The organism is Paenibacillus sp. NPDC056579 (genome assembly GCF_042793215.1).
In the GTDB taxonomy this organism is placed as follows: Bacteria; Bacillota; Bacilli; order Paenibacillales; family NBRC-103111; genus Paenibacillus_S.
Window position 1 is genome coordinate 99,056 of record NZ_JBHTVD010000009.1, and the last position, 16,582, is coordinate 115,637.

Genomic DNA, 16,582 nt, shown 5'->3' on the forward strand with positions numbered 1-16,582 from the left:
AAAGGCGGACGCTAACGCCCTCTACCCACACCCATTCTCTCTACTGTTCTACTCTGAGCTTTTATGCTGCTTTGTCGATTATGTGCAAAAGCCCCTTGCCTGCTGGCAAGGGGCTTCATTGATTAGTCCGAAATTACAGCGGAATCAAGCTCACATGCGCCCGCTGCTTCAGCGCGGCGACCATGTCGTACCATGCCGCCGGCTTGTTAGGCAGCACCGCGTAATAGCGCTCCAGGAAGCCGCTGATAAGCGAAGCCGGGATGGCTTCCACGGTGTCGGCATCGTCGCCGAACGGCATGAAGCCGAGATCCAGCTCCTGCACCGCGGCACCGTCATTGTGCCATGACGGGTGCACATACGCGAGGTCCAGCTTCCGGTAGCCCAGATGGGCGAGCACCTCGCGGCGCACGAACGGGTCCATCGGCTTCACACCGCCGAAGCTGTGATCCTGCGCCAAATACGGGTTGTAAATTTCGGCGAACATGCCGAGCAGCCGACTGCCCTGCTCCCGAACGAGTGACAGCAGATCGTTCGTGCGGTGCTTCACGAGAAACGGGCCGATGCCCAGCCCCTCGCGGCCGATGATCGTGAAATCCGTCATCGCTACCTGCATATCCTCGTAGTACCGGTATTCGGTGGCTCCGACTACCTGTCCCTCGTAGACGGCGACGAATACCCGGATGCCCGGGTCCTGCAGCGGCTCCGCCCACAGCTCGTACTCCAGCACTTCCTCCGGCGGAAACACCGTCTGCATCAGCTCGTGCATTTGTTTAAAGTAAGGGTCCGTTATATTCGTAATTCGATGGTATTCCATGTACCAGCACTCCTCTCCATTCTTACTTGCTAGTATAGCAATTGGAACAACTGAATGCCATGACAGGACCGATATTGATCAACGACACCTGTCAGTTCTTGGCGTCAATGACTGCTATAACGTCCACTTCGACATGAAAGCCGATATCGCTGATGACACGCGTAATGGCTTTCTACGCGTCTAATTACGGCCAACATGCATTCTTTGCCAGTGATCCGGCCATACTATCTCTGTTATTTTTCAATCCGAGACAGGAGGCAGCATGATATGCCAAGCAGCAGAGGACATCAAGGTGCACAAGGCATTGGACAAGCGGAGGAGCAGTTGAACGCTCAAGCGCAAGCCGCAGCCGAGATCCAAGGCGCCAACGAGACCGACCAGGAAGTATTGGCCGCAGCGAATCAGCAGGACAGCGAGCTGGATGAGATCATCCCGTCGGATCAGGAATAGCCGCATTACTGAGATCAGCAGCACTGCCATTAGGCAGCGAAAACAGACACGAAGCATCTCGTGTCTGTTTTTTATCTTTAATCCGCCCGTCACACCTCCGGTAAAATCGCGAATACCTCCGGCTCGCCAAGCGAAGCCTTCGCTTGTTCCAACGGCATTGCGTGCGCTTCGTCCTGCTTCCCTGCAGCGCTCGTCCTCCAAAAAAAGAACCCTCCTGCACCGGCAGGAGAGCTCTCCACTTTCTCAATTCGTATTATGATTCCGATCCCACTAGCAGGGGTACAACTTGTCCGCGATTGACATCGATCAGGCCGAAATCGGTGATCTTCAGCGCCGGGCTGACCGGCAGTGAATGCGTACTGATTGACATGATCGGATTGTAGTGGTTATATCCGAGCGACTCCATCGCCTCGCGGAGGCTCTGCACGGCCGCAGCCGCCTCCTCCAGCGGCTCCTCCGTCAGGATGCCGCCTACCGGCAGGCGGAGCATCGCGAGCACCTTGCCGTCTTCGACAACGCAGAAGCCGCCTTGGCTGCGGATTACTTCGTTGGCCGCGAGCATCATATCCTCGGGGCTATGCCCTACCACGAGCAGGTTATGGTTGTCGTGGGAGTACGTCGTTGCCACCGCCCCGCGCCGGATCGTGTCGCCCCCGATCAAGCCGTGAGCTCGTGCTCCACTCTTGCCGTAACGCTCGAAGGTGGCGATAAGGCCGTACGGGCTGTCCTCCCAGCGAACCTCGCCGTCACGAACCTCCACTTCACCGTGATGCTCCTCCGTAAACGTCGAGCCGTTCTTCACCAGCATGACACGGCTGTGGTACATCCCATCCTTCGCATCGGTCCGGATAGCGAAGTCGGCTTCCGTCAGCAGAGGAAGCTGTACACTTTGGTAAAAATGGGCAGGGAACGCATGCCGATACCCTTCCGGCTTGTACTCCTCACCGGCATCAAATACTTTCTTACCATTCTTGAATACTTGACCTATGGTCAATTCTTTGGCATCCGATACCAAAATAAAATCCGCAATCTTGCCCGGCGCGATCGCACCTCGGTCGCTCAGCTTCATCCGGCGGGCCGGAGTGAAGGTTGCGGCGTAGATTGCCTTTTCTGGCGACATCCCCATGCCGATCGCTTTGCGGACAATATGATTCAGATGCCCTCTCCGCTGGAACGAATCCGGCATGACATCGTCTGTGACAAAGCAGAAATGCTCCGAAACGTCATGCTCGATCAAATAGTTCATGACCTCTTCGGTCATCGACTTCTCCTGAATCTCGATGAACATGCCGGCAGCGATGCGTGCTTCCATCCCTTCGATCGATTGATGCGTATGGTCGGAATCGATTCCCGCATAAATCACCCGCTGCAAATCGAGATCAAGCAGCTTCGGCACATGGCCTTCTATAATCAGGTCCGGATATTGGGACCGTATATGCCTCAGGATTTGATTCGTCTTGCAATCCGGGGCGTTAATGACATCGACATAGTTCATAATTTCGCCAAGGCAAGCGATCCGCTCCGTCTGCATCAGCCGGTCCATATCTTCAATCTCAATGGAGCCGCCCGACGTTTCGAGCGACGTTGCCGGCACCGAGCTCGGAATCGCATAAATCATATCCGCTACGCAATGCTTGCTCGCACGGATCATTTCCGTAACGCCAGGCAGCCCGAACACATTCGCCATCTCATGAGGCTCCGGCACGATCGTCGTGACGCCGTTCTTGATCAAGCCATAGGAGAACGTATCCGGCGTCACCATCGTGCTCTCGATATGCAGATGGATATCGACCAGGCCGGGAACCATATAGCGCCCCTGCCCGTCGACGATTTGGTCCGCTTCGAAGCTGTCCGCTCCGCGCGGACCGATGTATAAGAACCTGCCATCCAGGACGGCGGCATTGCCTGGAATGAACCTTTTGAAGTAACTGTTATAGATGTTTACATTCTGGATGAATAAATCGACTCGCATGCCTGTACCTCCCAAGTAGCTCGTTACTCCACCAAAACCAGCTTTTCGCCGGGGAACAGCAATCGAACTTCACGGCCGTTCACATAAGGAAACTCCATTTCTTTATTGACGGTAAAATCGCCCAGCGCCGTCTCGACGACATACTGGTAGCTTCTGCCGAGGAAAGTGCTTACTTTGATACGGCCTGCCAGCGTGTTCGGACCTTTGTCCGTCACTTCCTCCGCCGTACCCATCACGACATCGTCAGGACGGATGGCGCCCTTCTTGCTCTCCAGCGCGCCCGTACCCGGATGCTTGACGACACGGAAAGGAATATCGCCCGCCTTCAGCTCGATTTCATGGTCATTCTCACGCCGTTCGGTGAAATGGATGAAATTGTTGAATCCGATGAATCTCGCTACAAATTCGGTCTTCGGATATTTAAAGATCGTCGCCGGGTTATCCAGCTGCTCGATAATCCCTTTGTTCATAATCGCGACCTGGTCCGAGATGGAGAAGCATTCCTCCTGGTCATGGGATACATAGACCGTTGTAATGCCCAGTTCCTGCTGAATGCGGCGGATTTCCACCCGCATGTTGATCCGCAGGTTCGCATCGAGGTTGCTGAGCGGCTCGTCGAACAGAAGAAGATCGGGCTCGATCACGAGCGCACGGGCGATAGCGACCCGCTGCTTTTGTCCTCCGGACAGCGCCTTTGGATACCGCTTCTCGAAGCCCGCCAAACTCACGACCTCCAGAATCCGGTGCACCCGCTTGCTGATTTCCGCTTCCGCGACCTTTCTCAGACGAAGGCCGAAGGCGACGTTCTCATATACCGACAAATGCGGGAACAGTGCATAGCTTTGGAACACGAAGCCGAAATTCCGCTTGTTGACCGGAACCCGGGTGTAGTCTTTGCCGTTCAGCAGAAACTTGCCGTCTCTAGCTTCGAGAAATCCGGCGATCAGACGCAGCGTCGTCGTTTTCCCGCAGCCGCTCGGCCCGAGCAGCGAAATCAGCTTACCTTTTTCAATATTTAAGTTAAAATCCTTCAAGATATAATTTTGCTCGTAAGCTACCGACACGTTTTCCAGGGATAGCAATGCCATGGACGAAATCCTCCGTTATCGTTTTGTAAAGTAGGACAATCCCATAATTCTTTCAATAATGAACATGAGCACTGCCGTAAAGATCATCAGAAGCACCGAAATTGCGGCGATCGTAGGGTCAAAATGGTTTTCTACATACGTCAGCATTTGGATCGGCAGCGTACTGATGCCCGGACCGGTCATAAAGACCGAAATGTCGACGTTATTGAACGACTCCAGGAAAGCGATCAGCACCGCAGCGATAATCCCCGACTTAATGTTCGGCAGCACGACCTTGAAAAAGGTTTGCAAATGCCCTGCGCCCAAGCTGAGCGCCGCCTCCTCGATGGCAAAGTCGAAGTTCGACAAGCTGGAGGCTATGACGCGGATAATGAACGGCAGCATGATCACCGTATGACCGATCAAGAGAGAAGCGTAAATCGGCAGGTTATACGTAATAATCAAGTATTTCAGCATGGTGAAGCCAAGCACGATTCCCGGAATGAGCACCGGGGAGATGAAGATCGCATTCAGCGCGTCCTTGCCTTTGAACTGGAACCGGCTTAAGGCATAAGCGGCCGGAACCCCCAGAATCAAGGCGAACAAGTTGCCGAGCAGCGATACGACGATCGACGTCTTGAACGTTTCCATGAACATTTTCACTTTGAAAATATTTTCATACCACTTGAACGAAATGCCTGTCGGCGGAAATTTCAGCACAGCTCCCGGCTCGAACGAAGCGGCGGCGATAATAATAAGCGGGCCCAGCAAAAACGCATAGACTAGAAGCGTAAACAGGCCCAGTCCTCGATTGTTCTCCTGCATACGGTTCTACTCCTTCGGGGTAAATTTGTTGGCCAGTTTGTTCATAATGCCGATGACGATGAACGTAATGGCGATCATGATCGTTGCAATGACCGAGGCCATATGCCAGTCGTTAAGCGTAATCGCATTTTGGTACAGGAAGGTCGAAATAACCCTCTGCTTGCCTCCCAACAGCGCCGGCGTCGTATAAGCCGTCAAGCTTCCGACGAACACGAGAATGCTCCCAATAATAAGACCCGGGATGGAGAGCGGCACGATGACCTTGCGGAATGCCGTAAAACGCGGAGCGCCGAGGCTTTCTGCGGCCTTGATCAAATCGGGATCGATATTTTCCATAACCCCGACAAGCGTAATGATAATGAGCGGCAGGAACAAATGGATGAGGCCGATCATCATGGCCGTCGGCGTGTACAATATGTCGAGCGGCTCCTGTATGAGCCCTATCGCAATGAGCGCATTGTTCAGCAGCCCTTTTTTCCCGAGTACGATCATCCAGCTGAACGAGCGTACGACCGAGCTGGTCAACAGCGGGAAGATCGCCAGGGCGAGCAGGATGCCTTTTTTCCGCAGTCCCTGCTTCGAAATATAGTAAGCTACCGGAAAGCCGAGCAAAATGCAGATGAGCGTCGTTACAATGCTGACCTGCAGCGTCGTCCCTACGATTTTGAGAAAATACGGATCTTTAAAGAAATGCAAATAACCGTCAAAGCTTAGGCGGCCCTCCTGGAAAAAGGTGGACCCTATCGTCAGCACAATCGGGACGAGCATAAAAATGCACAAAAACAGAAGTCCCGGCAGCAGCAGTAAATAGGTATACGTTTTTTTCATGTAGCTATTGGCTCCTGTTCTTGTAAGGCTAGACACGCAACGCTTGCGTAAACAGCTGAATAAAAGCGTCCGTATCGACGTCCACGCAAACATGCACGTTCGGCTGTCGGGACAAGCGGTTCTGGAAGTCGCATACGGTTTGCCCGTCGCACAGCTCGCTTCTTGTTTCTACGTCCACATAATAGGGACGGGTCGTTACGATGCCGCGATCCAGCGCGACACCCACGGCTAGCGGGTCGTGCATCACGCAGGCATGGATGCCGTTGCGCTCATAGTAGCGCTTCATGTAATCCGAAGTACTCTCCAGAACATAACGGGCGATATCGGAATCGCCTAGCTGGAGCATCTGCTCCTCCGTGAGCAGCGCTTTGCGGGTCACATCCAGCCCGACCATCGTAAGGCTCGGAAAGCCTGCGTGGAACACCACTTTGGCCGCTTCCGGATCGACGTACATGTTGTACTCGGCGGTCGGAGTCACGTTGCCGTAGCTGCTGACCGCGCCGCCCATGACGACGACCTCCTTGACAAGCTGCACCAGTTCCGGAGCTTTGCGCACGGCGAGCGCCAGGTTCGTCAGCGGCCCGGTCATGACGAGCGTCAGCTCTCCGGGCTCGCGGCGCGCCGCTTCGACGATGAAGTCCGGCCCGAAGCCGGCTTCCGGCTGCTTGTGCACCGGCATATCGCGGAGCGCTCCGCCGATGCCGTCCTTGCCGTGCACCCGGTGCTCGAAGAACGATTCCCTCAGCAGCGGCCGGTCCGCACCCTTGTAGACGGGAATCGCATCCTCCGCGCCAGCAAGCTGGAGGATCTTGCACGTGTTCTCCGTCGCCTGCTCCATCGAGACGTTGCCGTTTACCGTCGTAATGCCGAGCACGTCGAATTGGCCGCTGCGAATCGCGAGCAATATGCCCAGCGCGTCATCGACTCCCGTATCGACATCCAGGATCACTTTCTTCCTCATCAACGAACCTCCTTGGCAAAAAAATGGGGTACATGCCATGGTCATGTCATATACCCTGATTCCTTGTTTCTAGAACGGTTGCTTCTGTTCCGTCTGCGCTTGCTACGTTCTCTTATTGCGTTACTTCTTTATTGAAACGGTCGATCCATTTTTTCAAGTTTTGGTTGACGAATTTCATGTCCAGCTTGCGCAGCTTGTCAACGACATCCGCACCGTAAGTGATCCCTTGAGCTTCTTCCGCTGTCAGCTGCAGCGTTTTGTTAACAGGGGAGTCAACTTTCGCTTTTGCCGATTTCTCTTGAGCTTCCTTGCTCAAATGCCAGTTGATGAAGTCTTCGGCCAGCTGCTTGTTTTTGCTGCCTTTTACGACGTTAACGGTGTTCATGATAGCGTAGGCGCCTTCTGTTGGCGTTACGAATTTCACATCCGGCGTACCGGCCTTCAAATCTTTTACGTACATTTCCATGATCGGACCGGCGGCGATTTCGCCTTGCGCCATCATGTTGACGAATTCGGACGTTTGTCCGTAGTACTTAACGACGGATTTGTTCAGCTCTTTCAGCTTCGCAAACGCCTGGTCCTCGTTAAACGTGCTGCCGCCCGCAACGATCGAAGCCGCGTCCACAATCATCGGACCGCTGGTTGCCGTAATGTTCGGAATCGTCAGCTTCTTCGCCAATTCCGGCTTCCACAGGTCGGCCCACGATTTGATTTCTTTACCGCCAAGCGCTTTCGGGTTGTAGGCGATGCCCAATTGGCCGATGGTATAAGCAGGGCCGTAGTCTTCGCCAAGCGGCGCTTTCGCCACGTCGTAAATATTGTTCAGGTTCGTCAGGCGGCTGCGGTCGATTTTCTCGAACAGACCCGCTTCGATCCCTTGCTGCGCGTAATAGTCGGACAAGTAAATCAGGTCGACGTTGGAGCTGCCTTGCTTCACTTTGTTCAAGCGCTCGGCGTTGTTGCCGATTTCCAGCACGATTTTGACATTATGCTCTTTCTCGAACGGCGCATAAATTTCTTTGCGGAAGAAGTCCTCCGAGAAGCCCCAGGTGGAAATGACGAGCTGTGTCGGCTCTCCTTTGCCTGCAGCTTTGTTGTCTGCTGCTGCTCCGCCTTGTTCTTTCGGCGCCCCGCATCCTGTAAGTGCAAGTCCTAGTACGGATAAAGATAGAATCCCGGAAACCCATTGCTTTTTCATCTGTCATAACCCTCCAATTTTTGGTCTGAATCGTGTCAGGATCGGTCCAAGAAATATTTACTAGTATTTTTCAAACGCGGCAATCTAATGCATTCGCCCGCGCCGAATTCCCGGCTTCTATTTCTTCCGATGCCCCCCTGTTGCGGTTTTATGAAATGAGTGTTTAAAAAGTCCGGTTTCAGAACCGAGAAGGTTGGACGAAAGTCGAGGAAGGAGGAACGGAGCGTAGGCGTAACCTACGTGAGTACCTCAGAGCTTTCCGAAGGAAAGCTTGCATCGTAAGCATATCTTCCCGGCTTTGTTCAAGATTCGATGTCGAACTTCTTCTCGATTCGCTTCGTTATCAAAGTGGACTTTTTAAATTTCCTCATAAGAAAAAAAAGAAAAGTACCCTTGGTAGAAATAAATCTTCTAACAAGAGCACTTTCCATTGTAAACAATGTCCAGCGGCATCCGTTGATGTTACGTGGGTTCGGTTTCCTCTTAAGATAAATCAAAAGAGAAACGGCCGATCTATTCGGTTGTTCTTTCGTTATCCGCCACAATGATGTTCGTGATAGCCCACTGCGTGTGCGGATCGTAATCTCTTAAAACCGCCTCGATAGCCAGTCCCATATCTTGTTCGAGCTTTTCCCGGATTCGCTTCTTGTAAATCGACGACATGTAGAAATCGACCTCGTACTTCAGCGACGGCGCTTCGCCCTCTAACGCGGTAGACCGCGGTGAGCGGCGGTGCCTTGCTTGAAAGGTGACCATATTGTTGTCGATCGTTGCTTTTAGCAGAATCGTGCCGAAACCGAACAATTCCTTCGAAACTTCATTGTAGATGTGACACAGCTTCTTCTTAAACTCATTCGAATCGGTTAGGGGCATATGTTCACCTTCTAAAACCATCATCGGATTCGGTAACACTCATAGATTCATAATACTGAAAAACGACTCTTTTTTCAAGACAATCGTTCGGGTTTCTTTACTAGAATCGACTTCCAGCCCTAATTTTTGACAGAAAACAGGGAATTTCCCGAATGAAAACAAGCGAGCGTTAGGCAAAAAGCGCCCTTGTCCTTGCCCATGCCCATTCAACGTCTCCTCTATGAAATGCGTCTCTCGTAAAATGTAATCAGGTTGCCGTCCGGGTCCAGGACATCAAACTCCCTCACACCCCATGGCCGGTCCCCAAGCTTGGTGTTAGGATGCATTATGCCGAACGGCATGAGACGCGAATGCAGCTCATCCACTCCCTCGACCCGTATGCGGAAGCTTGCCGTACCCGCAATGAACGATTCGGCACCGGAGATAATCGGTCGCTTGTCCTCCCGCGTACGCCAGCTTTCATCGCCCGAGTGCCACAAGTGCACCTCCACCCCGCCGCATTCCAGCACAGCGAAGCCGCCTTCCCAGTGGCGTACGGTAAACCCGAGCAGGTCGCGGTAAAAGCCCACGCTCCGCTCCATCTCCCGAACCGGCATGGCCGGAATAGCTTGCAGCATGTTCATCCGTATCTTCTCCCTTGCCTTTAGCTTTGTACGGCTGCTTTGCGAAATTCCGTCGGCGTACAGCCGTTCCATTTCTTGAACGTGTTGCTGAAATAAGCGACATCCGCATAGCCCACCCGGTCGGCAACTTCACTGATGCGCAGCGAGGTGACCTGCAGCAGGCGCTTGGCCTCGTCCATTCTCGCTTCGACGATGAAGTCGACGAAATTGCGGTTCAGCTGCTGCTTGAACAGCTGGCTCAAATAGCTCGGGTTCAGATGCACCCTCGCCGCCGCTTCGGTTAGCGTCAGATCGCCGGCAAGGTTGGCGCGAATATAATCGATCACTTGCTCAACGGGAGACAGCGCCGCAGAATCGGAAGGAACCGCAGCATTCGCTTGCATGGACCGGCGCTGCGCTTCCCGCTCCATCCACTTGCCCAAGCATTGCGCCATGTCCTCGGTCTCTACCGGCTTAAGCAAATAATCATACACACCGGAGCGCAGCGCCTGTTGAACATAATGAAAATCGTCATAGCCGCTAATAACAATGATGTGCTGCTCGCGGCTTCGCTCGCGGATTTCGCGGACGAACTGCAGCCCTTCCATCACCGGCATTTTCACATCGGTTATGATTAGGTCGGCCTCATGCTCCTTCAGCCAGTCCAAACCTTCCAGGCCGTGCGAGGCCTCCTTGACTACCGTAAAAGGCAATTCCGTCTTCTCGATCACCCGCTTCAGCGACGTGCGGACCCACCGCTCATCGTCAATCAGCAAGATTCGATACGCCATTCGCCTCCTCCTTCCTCAATGGCAGGCTCGCCCTTTTCCTTGTATGGCAGCCGGATATGAACCATCGTGCCCTCCCCTCTCTTGCTCTGCAGCAGCAAACCATAGACAGTGCCATACAAATAAGCGATTCTCCGGTGCACGTTGGCAATACCGATATGTGCTCCGCCAGCCAATACGTCCTTCCCTTTCAAATCTTGATGGATGCTGTGCAGCTGCTCCTCCGACATCCCGACTCCCGTATCTTGAACCGACACGTGAAAGGAATGCTCCGTATCCCTAGACGCAGTTATATGAATGCGCATGAGGCCGATTCCCGGCTCGATGCCGTGAATCATGCTATTCTCCACGATCGGCTGCAGCGAAAACTTCGCGATTTCCTGATCCATCGCCCACTCGGGCACACTCAGCTCGTATTCGAGCTTATCGTCGAACCGGTACTTCTGAATGCGCAAGTACAGCTCGCAAAAGCGCAATTCCTCCCGCAGCGTGACGATGGGCGAATCGTTCTTCAAATGATACCGCAGCAGCTTTGCGAGCGACGCCGTCATACCGGCCATATCGTCCATATCCTGATCCAGCGCCATTCCTCGTAGCGTTTCAAGAGAGTTGTACAGGAAATGCGGATTCATCTGCGATTGCAGCGCTTTGAGCTCCGTTTCCTTTTGCCGGAGCAGCGCTTCCGTTTCCCGCAGCCGAGTGAAGTAGATTTCCTCCAGAAGCTCCTCGAGCTTCTCCACCATTTTGTTGAAGCCGTGCGTCAGCAGCCCCAGCTCATCCTTGGAGCGAACCTCCAGCTTGCCCGAAAAGTCGCCGACCTCGACCTTTTTCATAAACCGGTGCAGCCGGCGAATCGGACGAAGCAGGCTTGCTGCGAACCCGATGCCGAGCACATACGCAGCGACCAAAGTGACGGCAAGCGTCCCAAATATCGTCCGCCCGATATACCCCGTCCCGCTCGTCAATTCCGAATAGGGAATCGATGTGACGAGGCGCCAGCCTAAATAGTGCGATAAGCTGAACGTGAGAAAATGGCTGCCCTGCTCATCCTCCATCATGGAACCGCTTTCGGTCCGCTTCAAGGTTTCGAAGTTCCGCGCATTGGCAGGCTTGCCGACCTGCTGCAAATCCGGGTGGTACACATAATGGTTTTGTGAATCGATCATGTACAGGAAGCCGGTTCGTCCGATGGCAACCTTCTCGGCGATTTCCTGAATGCGCTTGAAATTGACGTCCATGATCATGATCCCGACCGGCTCCAGCGTATTCGGGCTAATAAGCCGGCGAACGATCGAGATGACCTGCTCCGGGTGGTCCTTCCACCGGATCACGCGGCTGATCAGCTTCGGCGTGCTGTCCTCCGGAATCGTCTCGTACCAATATTCCTGCTCCAGCTGCCGTGCCGAATAAGGGCTGTCGAAATCTATCGCGTCGATCACCTGCTCGTCATGCAGAACGACCGTAATGTTCGAAATGTCCGAACGCGAATAGGCCGCATTTTTCAGCACCTGCTCGATATCCGTCCGGATGCCGCTTTGCCGGATCTCATCCGTCGTCCGCATTTTCAGAAACCGGTTCATATCCGGATGGTTAATTATGCGCAGCGTATCGATCTCGAAATCCTGCACGTAGTATTCGACGTGCGTCTTCACCTGCTCGATAATTTGCCAGCTGTACTGCCCCGCCTCCTGCTCCAGCACCTCCGACGACCGTTGGTACGAGATCGCACCGACGAGCAGCAGCGGGAAGACGACGATCAATGCGGAGTAAAAAAACATTTTGACCGTCAAAGGCCGGTTTCGCAGCAAAATATACCGTTGAAACCTATCCAAGAAACGTGTCCATGATAGCAAGCTTGGCAGCAGCTCCTTTCCGTTTCAAACGTGCAGCTTGAGGCTTGCCTAGGTCTGCATGTGCTTCTGCATCTGCATGTGCATCTGCATCGGCCGCCTGCTTCAGCCTTCCGGCTTTTCGGCTCCCGATTTTCTTCCCAGAAGGGTCATGTCGCTCCAGCCCAATGCCGTTTCCATCAACGTGCCGGAGCCGATTTTTATAGGTTTCTCACTTATGAATTGCCCGCCCAGCCGCCTATAAAACCCGATAGAAGGAGTGTCCGTCAGCACCCAAACCATCATCGAACGGTAGCCTCTCGCCATCAGCTCTTCCGCCAGCGCAGTACATAGACGCCTCCCGCATCCGCTTACTTGAGCCTCCTCCAACAAATAGAGGGCATAAATCTCCGCTTCGTACGGCATATCGGATTCTCTGCACGCGCCGCCGGTAACGAATCCGGCAATTTTCCCGTTGGAGCCAGCCGCTACATAAATGATTTGATCCCGATAAGGATGCTCGAAGGTCCGCTGCCAGCGCCGTATTCCTTGCTCCACCGTCAGTCCGGATAAATGCTTCTCATCGATAATCCCCTTGTATGTGCTTTGCCAGCTTGCCACATGGACCTTCGAGATCGCCTGAATGTCCGTCGGCTCTCCTATCCTTATATGCATTTCGATGCACCTCCCAACCACTTTATTTGGAAAATGAAGGGATGATTTCCGCTTCAGCGTCTTGTAGTGCAGTAACTATAGAAGGGATGGAAATAAAATGGTAAAAAAGACAATCGTTCGGCTGATCGTTTCCTTGCTGGCCTTTGTGCTTCTGTATTATGTCGTCACGCAGTACGGGCTTTCGGATCCGACGAGCAAGGGGCTCCTGCATGTTAAGCTCTCCGAGCCCGACTTCAGTCTCTCTCCGTGGATCTATGTGCTGTATGCCCATATCGTTACGGCCTGTCTAGCGGTAGCCATAGGACCTTTTCAATTGTTCATCAAGCCCAAAAGAAGAGGTGTCCGCCTTCACCGCGTATTAGGCTATATTTATGTGGCGTCAATCTATATTAGCGGACTCGTCAGCATTTATTTATGTATATTCGCGACAGGCGGCTGGAAAGCCGGTTTAGGCTTTTTCTCGCTGGATATTTTATGGATGGCCTCGACATGGATCGCAATACGCCAAGCCGTAAAAAAGAACATAACGGCTCACCGAGAGTGGATGCTGCGCAGCTACGCGCTGACGTTGGCGGCGGTTTCTTTTCGGGTATGGCTCATGCTGGCGACTCCGCTGTTCGGAGACCAATTCCTGTCGGCGTATCAGCTGTCGGCATGGCTGTGCTGGGTTGGCAATCTAGTGTTCATGGAGCTATTCATTGTCATGACGCGTAAGAAAAAAGGCATCCAAACCGGCAGCGGCTTAAACTTGAGGTAAAAGAGCGGCCCTGGACTAAAAGGACTGCTCCGCGCCTAAGCTGCAATAGTGGAATGGGCGGCTACAGCCTTTGCCCTTGCTCCGACTTCTCGATCAGCTGCGCAAGCCGCTTGAGCCGCGTCTCTTCCTTTTTAGCGCTGCCAATCCAGTGGATGGACACCTTCCGGTAGTAGGGAGGCTGCGACTGAAAAAACTCCCATGCCTTCGGATGAGCGCGAAACTGCTTCTCAAGCGCTTCATCCAACTCGGCCGGACCTTCCTGCTCATACGAATAGACGGCGGACTTGTCCTCCTTGCGCTGCTCGAATGCCCGCAATCCTGCCGGATGCATGAGACCCAGCCGGCTCAGCTCCTCCACCCGCGCTATATTGACGGCACTCCAAGTGCTGCCCGGCTTGCGCGGCGTGAACCGGATCGAGTAGCTGGCATCGTCGATTCTTCGGCGGACGCCGTCGATCCAGCCGAAGCACAGCGCCTCGTCTACCGATTCGGGCCATGTAATGCTTGGCCGTCCGCTGTCTTTTTTATAAAATCCGACCAGCAGCTCCGCAGCCTTTTCGTGATTCTGCTCCAGCCATGCACGGAACTCGGAAGGGGTTGCAAAAAATTCGGCACTCATAGCTTACGCCTCCTTAAAGTGCTGTTGGATATTTTCCCTTAATTAATAATTTCCATTTCCAGAGGTTGTTTTCCTTTCCGGCTTCCCTGTCTCGGAACAAAAAGAAAAGGAAGGGCTGCCCCTTCCTTTCCTCCGGTTTCATTACCAGCAATATTGTGCATCGTAAATGTTAGCACTGTACTCGGGATACATGTACAAGTATTCGTCTGCAGCCGCCTGAGCGTCGGCATAGTCCTCGAACGGGCCCATAGTCGTGATTTCCGTCGTCCCGGAAGAATTTACAAGATCAATGTCTACAAAATATTTGTAAAGATTGCAGGTACATCCGTGACACTGGTATCGTCCGTCTGCAAAAGCAGTCGAAACCGATGCCGTAAACATGGTAAAAGCGAATAATATCGTTGCGAGCTTTTTCATTCTCATCAACATCACCCCCTTTCCATTATTTAGTATATAGAACGGGAATTTGATTTAATATACTAATTTAACATAATTATTAAATATTTCTATAAATTGGTTTAAGCAAAGATAAACCTTCATACCAACCTCGCTTCCCGAGCCTGATAAGCCTGACTGCCTCCACATAGCTGGAATGGTCTGCAATAGGCCTGACTGCCGCTAATTGACAATGAGAATCTTTATCAAATACAATGTTTTGTGTAAAATGTATCCATTTATTCTAGGGGGCGTACTGATTCATGATCATAGAAACGTTAACCATCGTCGTCAAAGAGGGCTTCGCCGATCAGGTCGTTCACGGCTTCAGCCAAGAGGCTGCGGTAGAAAAGTCCCCGGGCTTTATCGACCTGAGCGTCATGGTGAAAAGAGCGAGCAAAGGCGAGGAGGAAGTCATTGTCATGATCCGCTGGGAAAACGAGGAGCGCTGGAAGCAGTGGGAGCTGAGCGAGGCTCACCTCGAAGGCCATCGCAGAGAACGCGAGCGCGGCAAGCCGGATTTTGTGCTCAGCTCCAAAAGCAGCATTTATGAAGTGAAAGCCGTTAAGCTGCCGGGCTAGGGGGATTAGCTCATTCCCCTCATTTCCCGTCCATCATCGAATTGTTATGGATCAGCCATTGTCTGGATTCCTTATGTTGGGTATGCTTGATCTCGTTCCCCATCCCGTTTTCGGGACGCTGACGCATTTTTCACATCCGTTGGAGGCATGATCATGAACCTTTTGAAGCGAAAACGACTATGGCTGGCGCTCCTGCTGCTTGCTATTGTGTACATAACGAACAGCTCCCTGCTTGCCAAGCCCCGAGACGAAGCCCCGCTGCTGCTGGCTCACCGCGGGCTCGCCCAAACGTTTCATATGGAGGGTATTACCGACGAAACCTGCACCGCTGAACGTATATACGAGCCAGAGCACCCTTACCTCGAAAATACACTGGCTTCCATGGACGCCGCCTTCCGGGAAGGAGCCGACATCGTGGAATTTGACGTGCAGCCTACCAAAGACCGTAATTTTGTCGTCTTCCATGACTGGACACTGGATTGCCGCACGAACGGCAAAGGCGTAACAAGGGAGCATACAACGGCGGAGCTGAAGGTGCTCGACATCGGCTACGGCTATACGGCGGACGGCGGGGCGACGTACCCGTTTCGCGGCAAAGGCATCGGCATGATGCCGACGTTGGACGAAGTGATGAGTACTTTTCCGGATCGGCAATTCCTCATTCACGTCAAAAGCAACGATCCCGCGGAAGGCGTCCAGCTTGCCGAATATTTGCAGGCTCTGCCTGCGCAAAGGCTGGAGCAGCTGACCGTATACGGCGGCGACGAGCCGATTGCGGCGCTGAGCAAGCAAATGCCTCAGCTGCGGACGATGTCCAAGGCTTCGCTGATCAAGTTCGTGCTCACCTACACCGCCGTCGGATGGACCGGCTATGTCCCCGCTTCGATCGGCCATACCCAGGTGCACATCCCGGAAAAGATCGCTCCTTGGCTGTGGGGCTGGCCTACACGGTTTATCAACCGCATGGAGGACGCCGATACGAGGGTCATTCTGGTCGGCGGAGACGGAAGAGAAGCTTCCAGCGGCTTCGATACTCCGGAGGATGCAGCGCAGCGGATTCCGCACGGCTATACCGGGGGGATCTGGACCAACCGAATCGATCTCGTAGCGCCGATGTATTTGAACCGGTAATGCTGCACCAGGCCGTATACCCCGCCCCGCACGCGGAGAGCGGCTTTTTTCATTGCCCAACACTCCGTTCCCCTAACACTAACAAATGGTGGAACTCGCCGATTTACGATTTCCCTCTAGGGCAATCTGTGCTTTAATAAGAGTAGGACGCAGGCCTTCGTTTGAGAAGAACGCCCT

The 16,582-nt window shown here is 53.3% G+C and carries 18 protein-coding genes; 4 read left to right on the top strand and 14 right to left on the bottom strand.

Annotated elements, in window-relative coordinates; all coding sequences use genetic code 11:
- Positions 1-133: 133 nt before the first annotated feature.
- Positions 134-814 carry a GNAT family N-acetyltransferase gene (locus ACFQ88_RS28765; RefSeq protein WP_379459587.1) on the bottom strand — a complete coding sequence of 227 codons (681 nt, stop codon included), beginning with the start codon at positions 812-814 and terminating at the stop codon, positions 134-136.
- A 267-nt stretch (positions 815-1,081) separates the two neighbouring features.
- Between ACFQ88_RS28765 and ACFQ88_RS28770 the strand changes: the two genes are divergently transcribed.
- Positions 1,082-1,264 (top strand): hypothetical protein, encoded by a 183-nt coding sequence (locus ACFQ88_RS28770; RefSeq protein ID WP_239630199.1) that lies wholly within the window; start codon positions 1,082-1,084, stop codon positions 1,262-1,264.
- Positions 1,265-1,517: 253 nt separating this feature from the next.
- On the opposite strand, the gene ACFQ88_RS28775 is transcribed toward ACFQ88_RS28770, so the two are convergent.
- From ACFQ88_RS28775 to ACFQ88_RS28825, 11 genes are all read right to left on the bottom strand, one after another.
- Positions 1,518-3,236: an adenine deaminase gene (locus ACFQ88_RS28775; RefSeq protein ID WP_379459590.1), complete on the bottom strand. Its 1,719-nt coding sequence runs from the start codon at positions 3,234-3,236 to the stop codon at positions 1,518-1,520.
- 23 nt (positions 3,237-3,259) lie between these two features.
- Positions 3,260-4,324 carry an ABC transporter ATP-binding protein gene (locus tag ACFQ88_RS28780; protein WP_379459592.1) on the bottom strand — a complete coding sequence of 355 codons (1,065 nt, stop codon included), beginning with the start codon at positions 4,322-4,324 and terminating at the stop codon, positions 3,260-3,262.
- 15 nt (positions 4,325-4,339) lie between these two features.
- Complete coding sequence (locus ACFQ88_RS28785; protein WP_239630203.1) at positions 4,340-5,128, bottom strand: ABC transporter permease; 789 nt, start codon at positions 5,126-5,128, stop codon at positions 4,340-4,342.
- 6 nt (positions 5,129-5,134) lie between these two features.
- The gene (locus tag ACFQ88_RS28790; protein ID WP_239630204.1) at positions 5,135-5,956 is read right to left on the bottom strand and encodes an ABC transporter permease; all 822 of its coding nucleotides are present in this window, start codon (positions 5,954-5,956) and stop codon (positions 5,135-5,137) included.
- Between the two features lie 28 nt (positions 5,957-5,984).
- The gene (locus ACFQ88_RS28795) at positions 5,985-6,917 is read right to left on the bottom strand and encodes a nucleoside hydrolase (RefSeq protein ID WP_239630205.1); all 933 of its coding nucleotides are present in this window, start codon (positions 6,915-6,917) and stop codon (positions 5,985-5,987) included.
- A 112-nt stretch (positions 6,918-7,029) separates the two neighbouring features.
- Complete coding sequence (locus ACFQ88_RS28800; RefSeq protein ID WP_239630206.1) at positions 7,030-8,115, bottom strand: ABC transporter substrate-binding protein; 1,086 nt, start codon at positions 8,113-8,115, stop codon at positions 7,030-7,032.
- Positions 8,116-8,628: 513 nt separating this feature from the next.
- Positions 8,629-8,988, bottom strand: a complete 360-nt coding sequence (locus ACFQ88_RS28805; RefSeq protein WP_379459596.1) for a DUF2294 domain-containing protein — start codon at positions 8,986-8,988, stop codon at positions 8,629-8,631.
- A gap of 218 nt (positions 8,989-9,206) precedes the next feature.
- Positions 9,207-9,611 (bottom strand): bleomycin resistance protein, encoded by a 405-nt coding sequence (locus ACFQ88_RS28810; protein ID WP_239630208.1) that lies wholly within the window; start codon positions 9,609-9,611, stop codon positions 9,207-9,209.
- 20 nt (positions 9,612-9,631) lie between these two features.
- A complete protein-coding gene (locus ACFQ88_RS28815) occupies positions 9,632-10,381 on the bottom strand; it encodes a response regulator transcription factor (protein WP_239630209.1) in 750 nt (249 codons plus the stop codon).
- Positions 10,360-12,231: a sensor histidine kinase gene (locus tag ACFQ88_RS28820; protein ID WP_379459621.1), complete on the bottom strand. Its 1,872-nt coding sequence runs from the start codon at positions 12,229-12,231 to the stop codon at positions 10,360-10,362. The genes ACFQ88_RS28815 and ACFQ88_RS28820 overlap by 22 nt, the downstream gene beginning before the upstream one ends.
- Positions 12,232-12,333: 102 nt before the next feature.
- On the bottom strand, positions 12,334-12,882 hold the full coding sequence (locus tag ACFQ88_RS28825) for a GNAT family N-acetyltransferase (protein ID WP_379459623.1): 549 nt from the start codon (positions 12,880-12,882) through the stop codon (positions 12,334-12,336).
- A gap of 97 nt (positions 12,883-12,979) precedes the next feature.
- Here ACFQ88_RS28825 and ACFQ88_RS28830 point away from each other — a divergent pair, with 97 nt between their 5' ends.
- Entirely contained in the window at positions 12,980-13,639 is a 660-nt protein-coding gene (locus tag ACFQ88_RS28830; protein ID WP_379459625.1) for a DUF2306 domain-containing protein, read from the top strand.
- A 61-nt stretch (positions 13,640-13,700) separates the two neighbouring features.
- Here ACFQ88_RS28830 and ACFQ88_RS28835 read toward each other — a convergent pair whose 3' ends face one another.
- Complete coding sequence (locus ACFQ88_RS28835) at positions 13,701-14,258, bottom strand: YdeI/OmpD-associated family protein (protein WP_379459627.1); 558 nt, start codon at positions 14,256-14,258, stop codon at positions 13,701-13,703.
- 141 nt (positions 14,259-14,399) lie between these two features.
- Positions 14,400-14,681 carry a hypothetical protein gene (locus tag ACFQ88_RS28840; RefSeq protein WP_239630214.1) on the bottom strand — a complete coding sequence of 94 codons (282 nt, stop codon included), beginning with the start codon at positions 14,679-14,681 and terminating at the stop codon, positions 14,400-14,402.
- Positions 14,682-14,956: 275 nt separating this feature from the next.
- Between ACFQ88_RS28840 and ACFQ88_RS28845 the strand changes: the two genes are divergently transcribed.
- Together ACFQ88_RS28845 and ACFQ88_RS28850 are read left to right on the top strand one after the other, a co-directional pair.
- Positions 14,957-15,274 (top strand): antibiotic biosynthesis monooxygenase, encoded by a 318-nt coding sequence (locus ACFQ88_RS28845; protein WP_379459629.1) that lies wholly within the window; start codon positions 14,957-14,959, stop codon positions 15,272-15,274.
- 147 nt (positions 15,275-15,421) lie between these two features.
- Positions 15,422-16,405 carry a glycerophosphodiester phosphodiesterase family protein gene (locus ACFQ88_RS28850; protein WP_379459631.1) on the top strand — a complete coding sequence of 328 codons (984 nt, stop codon included), beginning with the start codon at positions 15,422-15,424 and terminating at the stop codon, positions 16,403-16,405.
- The last annotated feature ends 177 nt before the right edge of the window (positions 16,406-16,582 follow it).